The following is a 13,034-nucleotide window of genomic DNA, read 5'->3' as shown; positions in this document are numbered from 1 at the left end:
ATGTCCAGCGCGGAGTCGTCCTGCACGAAGCGCAGTTCTTCGATCTTGGCTTCGAGTTCGGCAATCGGCTGCTCAAAATCGAGGAAAGTGGTTTTCATCGGCGGTCTTCATCAGGCTGTCACAGAACACAGGTTAGCCGGGCATTTTAGCAGTCCGGCGTTATTTACCGTGCAGTTTGCTCAATGATGGTGATGGCCGTGGGCGCCATGCGCGTGGCGGTGCGAAACCTCGTCCGGCGAGGCGGCACGCACTTCGGCCACCACACACTGGAAATGCACCGACTGCCCCGAATAGGGGTGGTTGCCGTCGACCACCACCTTGTCTTCGGCGATCTCGGTCACGGTGTAGAGCATTTCCTCGCTGCCGTCGACCGGCGAACCGACGAACTGCATGCCGACCTCGATATCGTCAGGGAAGGCGTCGCGCGGTTCCAGCCGCACCAGATCTTCCTCGTATTCGCCGAAGGCATCGGCCGGCTGCAGCTTGAGGTCGATTTGGTCGCCCACCGCCTTGCCTTCCAGTGCCTGCTCCACCAGCGGGAAGATGTTGTCGTAGCCGCCGTGCAGGTAGCTGACCGGTTCGTCGCTCTCCTCCAGCAGCGCGCCTTCCATGTCGCGGACGATGTAAGTGATGGTGACGACGGTGTCCTTGCCGATATTCAATTGAGTTCCCCTTTGCTCATTAAAGCAACCAGTTGCAGCACTTCCGCCGCGTGCCCGCGGCTGGAAACGCCGTACAGTGCGTGACGGATGACGCCCTGTTTGTCGATGACGAAGGTGGAACGCGTCATGCTCTTGCGCATGACGCCGTCCACCTCCTTGTCCTGCAGCACGCCATAGGCTGCGCAGGTCGTTTGTTCCTTGTCGGCCAACAGGCGCACACTGATGCCGTGTTTGTCGCGAAACTCGCCATGCCTGATGCAGTCGTCGCGCGACACCCCGAGCACGCTGGCCCCCAGCCCGGCGAAATCGTTCTCCAGTTCGGAAAATTCGATCGCTTCGGCGGTGCATCCGGGCGTGTCGTCGCGCACGTAAAAATACAGCACCAGGATTTTCCCCTGGAACTGGGACAGTTCGACGATATTCATGTCCGCATCCGGGTTGGAAAAATCCGGCGCGCGATCTCCAGCTTTCAACATGGGCAGCTCCGCCGCGTATTTTTCGGCAGCATTCTAACAGGGGGGCATCCAATCGCACCGTTATAATTCCGCCCATGACGACCCCCCTGCTTGGCGGCCTCAGCCCCGCCCGCTTCCTGCGCGAGATCTGGCACAAACGCCCGCTGCTGATCCGCAACGCGATACCTGACTTTACCGGCCTGCTGTCGCCCGCCGAGATGCGGCAACTGGCCTGCCGCGACGACGTCGAGTCGCGGCTGATCCAGGGCAGCGGCACCCGCTGGCAACTCGACCATGGCCCGTTCAGGAAAAGCGATTTCAGGCGCCTGCCAAAAACCGAGTGGACCCTGCTGGTGCAGTCGCTCAACCATGTGCTGCCCGAAGCCGATGCGCTGCTGGCGCGCTTCGATTTCATTCCGCACGCCCGCCTCGACGATTTGATGGCGAGCTACGCCGTGCCCGGCGGCAGCGTCGGACCGCATTTCGATTCGTACGACGTTTTTCTGCTGCAGGGCCAGGGGCACCGCCGCTGGCAGATCGGCACGCAAAGCGATCTGGCGTTGCTGGACGATGCGCCGCTGAAAATCCTGCGCCGCTTCAAGGCGGAGGACGAATGGCTGCTCGGCCCCGGCGACATGCTCTACCTGCCGCCGCACGTCGCGCACTACGGCGTCGCCGTGGATGCCTGCATGACGTATTCGATCGGTTTCCGCGCCCCCGCCACCGAAGAACTGGCGCATGGCTTCCTGATGCATCTGCAGGACACGCTCGCGCTGGAAGGTCGCTACGCCGATCCCGACCTGCGCCGGCAAACCCATCCCGGCGAAATCGGCCGCGCGATGCTGACGCAAATCGAAGGCATGATCGCCCGCATCAAATGGACCAAACGCGACATCGCCGAGTTTGCCGGGCGCTATTTGTCCGAACCCAAGCCGAATGTGTTTTTCAACCCGCCGGACACCCCGCTCAGCCAAGCCGCCTTCGGCAAACAGGCGGGCAAGACCGGCGTGGCGCTCGATCCCAGGTCGCGCCTGCTGTTCGCCGGCAAACGCTTTTTCATCAACGGCGAGGCGTTCACGCCGCAGGCCGGCGAAACCGTCGCGCTGCGGCAACTGGCCGACCGGCGCCGTCACCCCGCGCCGCTGCCGGCCGCGCTGCGCAAGCGCCTGTATGACTGGTACCTGGCCGGCTGGCTGGAGATCGGCGCCGAATGAATGCCCTTGAAACCCCGGCTGAACTCCGCGCCGCGTTCGACGCACTGCTGGCCGCCACACAGCGCCGGCTGCGCCTGTACGACCACGACCTGAGTCTGTTCGACCTCGACCACGCCCCCCGCCACGCGGCTCTGCGCGCGCTGTGTGTGGCTGGCGGCGGGCGCCGCATCGAGCTGCTGCTCGACGACATCGGCCGCGTCGCACGCGAGCATCCCCGTCTGATGCAGCTGCTGCGCGATTTCGGCCATGTCCTCGAAATCCGCCAGGCCGATCCCGACGCACCGCGCCCCGGCCAGGCATTCGTACTGGCCGACCGCCACGGCGTGCTGCTGCGCGCCGACAAGGCGGCGGTGCACGGCATCCTGCATCCGGACGACCCCGCCAGCGCCGTGGCGCTGCATCAGGATTTCGAAGGCATGTGGCAGCGCGCGCCAGCCGGCGTGTCGGCGACCACACTGGGCTTGTAAGAAAACTAGAGCGTGCTTAGCCAGGCCAGCTCGGGCTCGCTGAAGCCGGCCTTTCGGCGCGCCGCCAGATTGAACGGCGGTTTCAGCGGCGGCGCGTCGTAATCGACCAGCAACTGGCGGAACGTCGTTTCGGGCTGCAGACCGCGCGCCGCGCACAGCCAGCCGAACCAGCGGCTGCCGATGGCGACATGGCCGATTTCGTCGCGCTCGATGACGGCGAGGATCTCGACCATGCGCGTGTCGTTCGCAGCGCGGAGCTTGTCGACGATCAGCGGCGTGGCGTCGAGCCCGCGCGCTTCCAGCACGCGCGGCACCAGCGCCATGCGCACCAACGGGTCGTGCGCGGTTTTCAGCGCCATGTCCCACAGGCCGTTGTGCGCCGGAAAATCGCCGTAGGCATATCCCAGCGTAGCCAGGTGGGTGTTCAGCAACGCGAAATGCAGCGCCTCCTCGTCCGCCACGCACAGCCAGTCGGCGTAATACGCGGCCGGCATACCGGCAAAACGATGGGCGGCGTCGAGCGCCAGATTGATCGCATTGAATTCGATATGCGCCAATGCATGGATGAGCGCCGCGCGGCCGGGCAGCGTGTCGGCGCGGCGGCGCGGCACCTTCTGCGGCGCGACCTGCAGCGGTTTTTCGGGATGCCCCGGCTGTCCGATTGGCATGCGTGTCGCGTGCGGAGCAGGGTCCACGCGCCCGGCCTGCCAGTCTGCCTGCAGCGCATGCACGCAGGCGAGCTTGGCCGCCGGCTCGCTCGCTTGCAGGCAGGCAGCGAGCCGCCCGGGCAACGAGTCTAGCGCCGGTCCACCCACCGGATGCCCATCAGCGCGATGGCCAGGAAGATCAGCAGCGGCAGGATCGATACCACCACCGCAGGCCAGTCGTTCAGCAGGCCGAGATGGCCGAACAGCCGGCTCAGCAAATGAAAGCCGAGGCCGGCCAGAATGCCGATGAAAATCTTGCTGCTGGTGCCGCCGGAACGCGGCCCCTGGATGGCAAACGGCATGGCGATCAGCATCATGATCGGGATGACGAACGGGCTGAGAAATTTCGTCCACAGGGCAAGTTCGTAACGCGTGGCTTTCTGGCCGTTTTCCTTGAGATGCGCCACATAGCGCCAGAGGGTGCGCGCCGACATTTTCTCCGGCGCCACCAGCAGCACGCTCAGAATGTCGGGCGTCAGTACCGACTGCCAGTCCTGGCGCGCGCTGCGGATGGCACGGATACCATCGGTGTCGAAGCGCGTTTCCACCACTTGCTGCAGGCTCCAGGTCTGGTTGCCGTGCCAGCTGGCCTCGGCGGCGGCGCGGATCCAGCCGAGGCGGCCGCCGGCATCGAAGCCGTAAATTTCGATACCGCGCAGGGTATTGTCGGGCATCACTTCGCGCACGTTGATGAACGCCGTGCCGTCCTTGACCCACAGCCCGGAGCGGAACTGCTGCGCCACCACCGAACGGGTGGCCGACAGTTTGTAGCGCTGCGCGGTCTGATCCGACCACGGGGTCACGTATTCGCCGACCAGCAGCGCCAGCAGCGCGAGCAGCGCGCCGATTACCGCGAAATACCCCGCCACCCGCCAGTTGGACAGGCCCGACACGCGCATGACCGCGTATTCCGAATTACCCACCAGGCGCGAGAGCGCAAACAGCGTTCCGATCAGCGCCGCCACCGGCAGGATTTCATACAGATGCCCGGGCATGCTGAGCAGCACCACCACGGCCGCCTGCCCCAAGCCATAGTTGTTGCGGCCCAGGCTGCCGAGTTCCTCCATCACGTCGAAAAAGGCAAACAGCACCAGCAGCGCGAGCAGCAGGAATCCGGTGGCCACCAGCACCTGCTGCGCGAGGTAGCGCGCCAGCAGCTTCATGGCCGTTTCCGGCGCGCGCCATACTGGCGCGCACGCACGTAAAACAGGGCAGCCACGGCGAGCAGCATCAACAGATGCGGTGACAGCATTCCCACCCACGGATTGAGCCTGCCCTGCGCCACCCAGGCCTGCGCCAGCGACAGCAGGTTGTTGTAGACGAAATACAGCAGCAGCGCGATCACCAGCCCGTAGGAGCGGCGCGCGCGCGTGTTGACGAAGCTGAGGGGAATCGCCATCACGGCAAGAATCAGCGCACTGAGCGGAACGCCCAGCCGCCACAACAGCTCGGCGCGCGCCGCGGGCGACGCATCGCCGATCAGCTCGCCCGGCGGCGTCTGCCGGATGCCGGTTACCTTGTCACCGGCAGCCACCGGGTCGAGCCGCATCCAGTAGCGTTCGAACTGCACGATGCGGTAGTCGAGTTGGCCGGGGATGCCTTCATAGCGGCGTCCATCCTTGAATACCAGGTAGCGCGAACCGTCGGGCAGCTGGGTGTGGTTGCCTTCGCGCGCCACCACCAGGCCAAGCTGGCCGTCGATGCGCGACTGCATGAACACGTTGCGCACGATGCCGGTCAGCGGGTTGAGCGATTCGACGTAATAAACGCGCTGGCCGATGCTGGATTCGGCAAACAGTCCGGGGGCGATCAGGGAGCTTTCGCTGCGGCTGCGCAAATCCTGGCGGTATTCGCTTTTCTTGGCCTGCGCCCACGGATTGAGCACCAGCGTCAGCAACAGGATCACCAGCGAAAACGGCACGGCGAACGTCAATACCGGCCGCATCCATTGCGTGAGCGACAGCCCGGCATTGAGCCAGATGACCATTTCGCTGTCGCGCCACATGCGTGACAGCGGCAGCAGTACGCCGGCGAACAGCGCGATCGTCATCAATACCGGCAGAAAATACAGCAGCGAGAAGCCGAGAAAGGCAAATACCGCCTGATTGGCGAGCTCGCCCCGCGCCACGTCGCCGAGCAGGCGGATGAACAGGATCACCAGCGCAATCGCGATCAGCACCGTCAGCACGGCGCCGGTGGTAAGGCCCATTTCGCGGGTCAGTGCACGACGGTAGAGCATGCAACTATCCGGGGGTCATTCGGGACACGAATATGCTTTTGACATTCCACTGCGGCTGCGCCAATAATCGTCCGACCGGCAAATCGTATTTTTTTGAGCACAGACATGGAAAACAAGGAAATCGAACTCGAATTTAGCATAAAAAGCGGCGCGCCCGAAAAGCAGCGCACCGCCTGCGTCGTCGTCGGCGTGTTCGAGAGCCGCAAGCTGTCGGCCCCGGCAATCGACATCGACCGCGCCAGCGACGGCTATCTGTCGGACATCCTGCGCGGCGGCGACATGGAAGGCAAGGCCGGCAGCACGCTGCTGCTGCACAAGGTACCCAACATTCTGGCCGACCGCATCCTGCTGGTCGGCCTCGGCAAGGAACGCGAGTTCCACGAAAAAGCCTACCGCGACGCCATCGCCAGCGCAGTGAAGACCCTGCGCGACACCGGCTCGATGGAAGCTACCGTCACCCTCAGCGAAATCCCGGTCAGGAAGCGCGACGTCACCTGGAACATCGAACAGGCGGTGATCAGCGCCCACGATGCGCTGTACCGTTTCGACCGCATGAAGAGCAAGCCGAGCGAGGCACGCCGCCCGCTCAAGCGCGTGGTCTTCGCCGTTTCGCGGCGCGGCGAACTCAAGTATGGCGAGGTCGGCCTGGCACGCGGCCTGGCGATTGCCCGTGGCATCGGCCTGGCCAAGGACCTGGGCAACACGCCGTCCAACATATGCACCCCCGAATACCTGGCCGGCCAGGCGCAAAAGCTGGCCAAGGCCTACGGCTTCCGCAGCGAGATCCTCGACTATGCCGCCTGCGACAAGCTCGGCATGGGCTCCTTCCTGTCGGTCGGCAAGGGCAGCGACAAGCCGCCGCGCTTCATCGTGCTGAAGCATGAAGGCGGCGCCAAGGGCGACAAGCCGGTGGTGCTGGTCGGCAAGGCGGTCACCTTCGACGCCGGCGGCATTTCGCTCAAGCCGCCGGCCGAAATGGACGAGATGAACTACGACATGAGCGGCGGCGGCGCGGTCATCGGCGCCTTCCGCGCCATCGGCGAACTGGGGCTTGCGCTCAACGTCGTCGGCCTCATCCCGGCCTGCGAGAACATGCCGGATGCGAACGCCAACAAGCCGGGCGACATCGTCACCTCGATGTCCGGCCAGACCATCGAGATTCTCAACACCGACGCCGAAGGCCGCCTCATCCTGTGCGACGCCCTGACCTACGCCGAGCGCTTCGAGCCCGACGCGGTGGTCGACCTGGCCACCCTCACCGGCGCCTGCGTGATCGCACTCGGCGCCCACCCCAGCGCGCTCTACAGCAACCACGATCCGCTGGCGCGCGAAATCGAGCACGCCGCCGACCACACCTGGGACCGCGTCTGGCGCATGCCGCTGTGGGACGACTACCAGGAGCAGCTGAAGAGCAGCCTCGCCGACGTGGCCAACATCGGCGGCCGCCCGGCCGGCTCGATCACCGCCGCCTGCTTCCTGTCGCGCTTCGCCAGGAAATACCATTGGGCGCACCTCGACATCGCCGGCACCGCCTGGAAAGGCGGCCGCGAAAAGGGCTCGACCGGCCGCCCGGTGTCGCTGCTGGTGCACTTCCTCCTGAACCGCGCCCAGAAATAAGCCGCCGGCAGTGACCGAAATCACCTTCTACACCTTTGCCGACAACCCGCTCGACGTCGCCCGCCGCGTCGCCGCCAAGGCGCACGGCCAGGGCAAGCAGGTGATGATTTACGCGCCCGACCCGGCGATTGCCGACGCCATCGACCGTCTGCTGTGGAGCGCGCCCGCGCTGGGCTTCGTGCCGCACTGCCGCGACGCCGACCCGCTGGCAAGCGAGACGCCGGTGCTGATCGGCACCGACGCCGACGCCCTGCGCCAGGCAGACGTGATGATCAACCTGCACCGCGAACAGCCACCCGCCTTTGCCCGCTTCGAGCGCCTGGTCGAAATCGTCGGCCAGGACGAAGCCGGGCGCGAGCAGGGGCGCGCGCGCTACCGTTTTTATCAGACGCGCGGCTACGCTCTGCAAACGCACGACCTGCGCCAGCACGCCGGCCAGGAGACCCGATGAGCGACAGTCCGATCCTGAGCAAAATGGACGCGCTGCTGAAAAAGCATCGCGGTGGCGCCGAGAGCGACAGCGAGTCGCCGCCCGCGTCCGTATCCGGGCCATCCGCTGAACAGACCGCTCCGCCCAATGCCTGGCTGCCGGTTCTGACCCAGGTCATCGAACGTGGCATGCCCCCACGCGCCTCCGCGCCTGCGACCGAACCCGCGCCTCCGGCTGTGCAGATGGTCGAACCCGAAGCCCCGCGCGCCGAACCTGCAGCGTCCGCGATTGAAGTGCATCCGACCACCGTGAGCGACACCCTGGCCGAGCAACTGATGAGCGAACTCGCGCCCCGATTGTCGGAAGTGATGGAAAAACAGGTCGCCGCCGAACTGCGCAAGAACCTCGACCAGACCGTGGCGACCCTGCTCTCGCAGCTCGATGTCAACGTGCGCGAAATCGTGCGCGACGCCGTCGCGGAGAAACTCAGGCAGCCGCGCGACCCATCGACCTGAAACCGCATGCGGCCGCGTTTTGTGGCCCGTCCCGATGATTTTTGGGGCCTGTCCCAGTCTTTTTTGGGATAATCAACCCTTTGCCCGCACGCCATGGAACTCGCCAAATCCTTCGAACCGGCTGACATCGAAAAGCGCTGGTACGCCCAGTGGGAAAGCGCCGGCTACTTCAAGGCCGGCGACGCGCCCGACGCCCCCGCCTACTGCATCATGCTGCCGCCGCCCAACGTCACCGGCACGCTGCACATGGGGCACGCTTTCCAGCACACCCTGATGGACGCGCTCACCCGCTATCACCGCATGGCGGGCGACAACACCCTGTGGCAACCCGGCACCGACCACGCCGGCATCGCCACCCAGATCGTGGTGGAACGCCAGCTCGACGCGCAGGGCGTGTCGCGCCACGACCTCGGCCGCGAGAAATTCCTCGACAAGGTGTGGGAGTGGAAGGAGCACTCCGGCTCCACCATCACCCAGCAGATGCGGCGGCTCGGCACCAGCCCGGACTGGAGCCGCGAGCGCTTCACCATGGATGCCGGCCTGTCGAAGGCCGTCACCGAAGTGTTCGTGCGGCTCTACCGCGAGGGGCTCATCTACCGCGGCAAGCGGCTGGTGAACTGGGACCCGGTGCTGCAAACCGCGGTATCCGACCTCGAAGTCGTCAGCGCCGAAGAAGACGGCTTCATCTGGGAAATCAACTATCCGCTGGAATACCCTGAAGGGCACAAGGACGGCCCCGAATATTTGACCGTCGCCACCACCCGCCCGGAAACCCTGCTCGGCGACTCCGCCGTCGCGGTGCACCCTGACGACGAGCGCTACAAGCATCTCATCGGCAAGCACGTGCGCCTGCCGGTCGCCGAGCGCAGCATCCCCGTGATCGCCGACGACTACGTCGACCGTGAATTCGGCACCGGCGTGGTCAAGATCACCCCGGCGCACGATTTCAACGACTGGCAGGTGGGGCAGCGCCACAAGCTGGCGGCGATCAGCGTGCTGACGCTCGACGCGAAAATGAACGACCTCTGCCCCACCGAATACCAGGGCCTCGACCGCTACGACGCGCGCCAGAAACTGCTCGACGCACTGCAGGCAAAGGGCCTGCTGGTGTCGGCCAAGCCGCACAAGCTGATGATCCCGCGCGGCGACCGCACCCACGCAGTGATCGAGCCGATGCTCACCGACCAGTGGTTCATGAGCATGGAAGGCCTGGCCAGGCAGGGCCTTGCCGCGGTCGATACCGGCGAGCTGAAATTCGTGCCGGAGAACTGGACCACCACCTATCGCCAGTGGCTGGAAAACATCCAGGACTGGTGCGTGTCGCGCCAGCTGTGGTGGGGCCACCGCATCCCCGCGTGGTACGACGCCGACGGCAACTTCTACGTCGCATATTCCGAAGAAGAAGCCAGGAAGCAGGCCGGCGGCCGCGAACTGACGCAGGACAACGACGTCCTCGACACCTGGTTCTCCAGCGCGCTGTGGCCGTTTTCGACGCTGGGCTGGCCGGATCAGACGCCGGAGCTCGAACGCTACCTGCCAACTTCGGTGCTGGTCACCGGCTTCGACATCATCTTCTTCTGGGTCGCCCGCATGGTCATGATGTCGCTGCACTTCACCGGCAAGCTGCCGTTCCGCGAGGTGTACGTCACCGGCCTGGTGCGCGACTCCGAAGGCCAGAAAATGAGCAAGTCGAAGGGCAACGTGCTCGACCCCATCGATCTCATCGACGGCATCGGCATCGACGATCTGGTCGCCAAGCGCACCCAGGGCCTGATGAACCCCAAACAGGCCGCCGGCATCGAGAAGCGCACCCGCCGCGAATTCCCCGAGGGCATCGCCGCCTACGGCACCGATGCCCTGCGCTTCACCTTCGCGAGCTTGGCCACGCACGGCCGCGACATCAAGTTCGACCTGCAGCGCGCCGAGGGCTACCGCAACTTCTGCAACAAGCTGTGGAACGCCACCCGCTTCGCGCTGATGAACCTGGAAGGCCACGATTTCCTCCCCTCCCCCGCAAGCGGGGGAGAGGGCCAGTTCGACTATTCGGACGCCGACCGCTGGATCGTCTCCCGGCTGCAGCAGGCCGTCGCCGAAGTGCGCGAGAGTTTCGCCATCTACCGCTTCGACCAGGCCGCGCGCGCGGTCTATGAATTCGTCTGGGACGAATACTGCGACTGGTACCTGGAACTCGCCAAGGTGCAACTGAACACCGGCACGCCGGAGCAGCAGCGCGCCACCCGCCGCACCCTGGCCAGCGTGCTCGAAACCACGCTGCGTCTCGCCCACCCCATCATTCCTTTCATCACCGAGGAACTATGGCAGAAGGTCGCGCCGCTCGCTGCCGTCGCCGGCGACAGCATCATGCTCGCCCCCTATCCGCAGGTCGACGAAGCGCAGCGCCACCCCGACAGCGTCGCGCGCATCCAGCTACTGAAGGAACTGGTCAGCGCCTGCCGTACCCTGCGCAGCGAAATGAGCCTCTCTCCCGCGCAGCGCGTGCCGCTGGTGATCGAAGGCGACGCTGCCGCGATCAAGGCACTGGCGCCCTACATCGCCGCGCTCGGCAAGCTCAGCGAGGTCAGCGCCGTCGCGGCGCTTGCAGACGCCGACGCCCCGGTCGCCCTGGTCGGCGAGATGCGGATGATGCTGGTGGTGGAAATCGACAAGGACGCCGAACGCGCGCGCCTGGCCAAGGAAATCGCCCGCATCCAGGGCGAGATCAAGAAGGCGCAGGGCAAGCTGGCCAACCCCAGCTTCGTCGACCGCGCGCCTGCGGCGGTGGTCGAGCAGGAAAAGGCCCGCCTGGCCGATTTCGGCAGCATGCTAATCAAGCTGGAAGCCCAGCACGCACGGCTCGGCTGACCGATTGTCTCCAACAAAAAAGCGTGGTTCTTCCGCGCTTTTTTGTTGCCGGCATCTTTCTTTCCGACAACAAACTTGCATAAAAAAAAACCGGGGGCATGCCCCCGGTTTTAAGCAGCCTATCAGGACTGCAGGGAATTACATCTTCCAGCTGTACTGGATACCCAGCGAGTTCTGATACATCTGGATGGTGTCCACATTGGTACCAAAGGGAGCACCCGGGCGAGCTGCGCTTACATCGTTCTCGAAGCCATGCATGTAAGCCATCGTGACTTCATCGCCAGAGGCCAACGTGTAAGTGAAGCCCAGCGTAACGTGGTCTTCGATCACTGCTGGCGCCAGGATGTTCAGCATGACCTCACCCATATCGTTAGCGCTGATGGGATTGTCATTATGGCTGTAGCCTGCACGCAGGGTCAGCTTCGGGCTGTATTTGTATTCGACACCCAGCTTCCACACATCGACATCGGAATAACCGAAGCCGGGACCATTTGCAGAACCCATCGGCTGATTCAGGACGAGCAAATTAGTCACAGGGTTGCCGACGGACGCAACACCGCTGTAGTTGATGCGCTGATAATCAAGTGCCAATTTCAGCACCGGGGTCGCTTGCCAAGCCACGCCCAAATTGTAGTTTTCAGGAAGATCAAAGTCGCCCTGTTCAGCGAAGAGGCCAGCGTAATCATCGAATTCATCGAAATCGATCTTGGACGCGTAAGCCGCACCGATAGTAACGGTCGGGGTAATCTTGCCCAAATAGCCAACGCGCACACCGAAGCCAAAGGCATCGTCATGGCCGTTGTTGCTGACCTTGGTAGGCGAAGCAGAGAAGTTGGCAAACGGTTGAGCACCTGTCGCCGCAAAGCGCTGGTAACCAATCAACGGGGAAATACCGAGCGAATGGTTGGGTGCAATCTTGTAGGCTGCGGTCGGTGCAATGACCAATTGCATCAGGTCAACGCCAAGCGCCCCTTGCCCGCCCAGAATGTTCATCGTGCCGAACGCGCCGCCCAAAGCCGGGTAGTCAGTATTCATGCCACCGTTGCCATACACAGTCACGCCCAAGGCCAGATTGGGGTTGATCATGCGGTTGTAGCCGAACTCGGGAATCAGGTGATAGTTGGAATCGCTCTCGGAAGAGACCGGCGCACCAAAGTCCCCCGCATTCGAAGCCTCGCGAATCGGGCTGAACAGATCGGCACCAAGATCAATGCGGTTACCAACAAAAGCCGCTGCCGCAGGGTTGTTCGCGCCAAAGAAGGCATCGTCGTGCGTCGCGGTGGCCGCCCCGGCCATGCCCTTGGCCTTCATGCCGTAGCCGTGCGAAAAATAACCGTTGGTGGCGTAGGCGCTGCCGGCCAGACCCGCCAGCGCCATGAATGCGAATACGCGCGTGAACTTCATTGATGTCTCCTCTTGGTAAAATTACTACAGATAGATTTTTTGAATGACCCGACCAAAGGCTACGCCCGTGCTGGAGCTTAGACAAGCAAGCCCAGTCCGGCAGCCTAAAAAACCGGACGGGGTGTGGTACAAAAGACACACAAAAAAAGAGCCGGATCAACTCGGCTCTTTTTTCATCGTGCTGCAATCTGTCGGTCGGATGGCGCTTCTTAAATAAACAGGCAGATATCGGTTTCACCCGCAAATTCGAAGAAGGTGGCGGCGCCGCCGTACTCGAGACCGTCGATGAAGTCGGAATGCTCGAAGCCGAACAGCTCGACGGTCATCTGGCAGGCGATGAACTTGACGTCGGCTTCCTGGCAGAGCTCGCGCAGGTCGGGGATCGTCGCCACGCCGTTGTTGGCGATGGTCTGCTTCATCAGCGCCGTCGCCACGTTCTCATAGCCGGGGATGATCGCCTGG

Annotated in this window: 13 protein-coding genes; 6 read left to right on the top strand and 7 right to left on the bottom strand. The window is 63.9% G+C overall.

The annotated features are described in order from the left end of the window. Positions 1–179: 179 nt before the first annotated feature. Positions 180–662, bottom strand: coding sequence for a peptidylprolyl isomerase (locus tag Q0L94_RS13305; RefSeq protein ID WP_296753939.1), 483 nt, complete (start codon positions 660–662; stop codon positions 180–182). Next, on the bottom strand, positions 659–1,138 hold the full coding sequence (locus Q0L94_RS13300) for a peroxiredoxin (protein WP_296753937.1): 480 nt from the start codon (positions 1,136–1,138) through the stop codon (positions 659–661). Before Q0L94_RS13300 ends, Q0L94_RS13305 begins: the two co-directional genes overlap by 4 nt. A gap of 74 nt (positions 1,139–1,212) precedes the next feature. On the opposite strand from Q0L94_RS13300, the gene Q0L94_RS13295 reads away from it, so the two are divergent. After that, entirely contained in the window at positions 1,213–2,331 is a 1,119-nt protein-coding gene (locus Q0L94_RS13295) for a cupin domain-containing protein (RefSeq protein ID WP_296753936.1), read from the top strand. Continuing rightward, a complete protein-coding gene (locus Q0L94_RS13290) occupies positions 2,328–2,798 on the top strand; it encodes a hypothetical protein (protein ID WP_296753934.1) in 471 nt (156 codons plus the stop codon). Before Q0L94_RS13295 ends, Q0L94_RS13290 begins: the two co-directional genes overlap by 4 nt. Before the next feature lie 5 nt (positions 2,799–2,803). Here Q0L94_RS13290 and Q0L94_RS13285 read toward each other — a convergent pair whose 3' ends face one another. From Q0L94_RS13285 to lptF, 3 genes are read right to left on the bottom strand one after another with little or no spacing between them, the layout of a single operon-like run. Continuing rightward, a complete protein-coding gene (locus Q0L94_RS13285) occupies positions 2,804–3,589 on the bottom strand; it encodes a ferritin-like domain-containing protein (RefSeq protein ID WP_296753933.1) in 786 nt (261 codons plus the stop codon). A 5-nt stretch (positions 3,590–3,594) separates the two neighbouring features. Continuing rightward, positions 3,595–4,668: an LPS export ABC transporter permease LptG gene (lptG, locus tag Q0L94_RS13280; protein WP_296753931.1), complete on the bottom strand. Its 1,074-nt coding sequence runs from the start codon at positions 4,666–4,668 to the stop codon at positions 3,595–3,597. Beyond that, entirely contained in the window at positions 4,665–5,744 is a 1,080-nt protein-coding gene (lptF, locus tag Q0L94_RS13275) for an LPS export ABC transporter permease LptF (protein ID WP_296753929.1), read from the bottom strand. Before lptF ends, lptG begins: the two co-directional genes overlap by 4 nt. A 105-nt stretch (positions 5,745–5,849) precedes the next feature. Between lptF and Q0L94_RS13270 the strand changes: the two genes are divergently transcribed. The 4 genes from Q0L94_RS13270 to Q0L94_RS13255 all read left to right on the top strand — a co-directional run bounded on the left by Q0L94_RS13270 (position 5,850) and on the right by Q0L94_RS13255 (position 11,168). Continuing rightward, positions 5,850–7,361, top strand: a complete 1,512-nt coding sequence (locus Q0L94_RS13270) for a leucyl aminopeptidase (protein ID WP_296753927.1) — start codon at positions 5,850–5,852, stop codon at positions 7,359–7,361. Between the two features lie 10 nt (positions 7,362–7,371). Continuing rightward, complete coding sequence (locus Q0L94_RS13265; protein WP_296753926.1) at positions 7,372–7,812, top strand: DNA polymerase III subunit chi; 441 nt, start codon at positions 7,372–7,374, stop codon at positions 7,810–7,812. Beyond that, positions 7,809–8,306, top strand: coding sequence for a hypothetical protein (locus Q0L94_RS13260; RefSeq protein ID WP_296753924.1), 498 nt, complete (start codon positions 7,809–7,811; stop codon positions 8,304–8,306). Before Q0L94_RS13265 ends, Q0L94_RS13260 begins: the two co-directional genes overlap by 4 nt. A 93-nt stretch (positions 8,307–8,399) precedes the next feature. Further along, on the top strand, positions 8,400–11,168 hold the full coding sequence (locus Q0L94_RS13255) for a valine--tRNA ligase (RefSeq protein ID WP_296753922.1): 2,769 nt from the start codon (positions 8,400–8,402) through the stop codon (positions 11,166–11,168). A 138-nt stretch (positions 11,169–11,306) separates the two neighbouring features. On the opposite strand, the gene Q0L94_RS13250 is transcribed toward Q0L94_RS13255, so the two are convergent. Both Q0L94_RS13250 and Q0L94_RS13245 read right to left on the bottom strand, forming a co-directional pair. Next, on the bottom strand, positions 11,307–12,572 hold the full coding sequence (locus Q0L94_RS13250) for an outer membrane protein transport protein (protein ID WP_296753921.1): 1,266 nt from the start codon (positions 12,570–12,572) through the stop codon (positions 11,307–11,309). A 209-nt stretch (positions 12,573–12,781) separates the two neighbouring features. After that, a partial coding sequence (locus Q0L94_RS13245) for a DsrE/DsrF/DrsH-like family protein (RefSeq protein WP_296753920.1) occupies positions 12,782–13,034 on the bottom strand: 253 nt, incomplete at its 5' end.

The organism is Thiobacillus sp., from assembly GCF_024708915.1.
The sequence above is the reverse complement of the archived record's forward strand: the minus strand, read 5'-3'. Positions and strand labels throughout refer to the sequence as shown.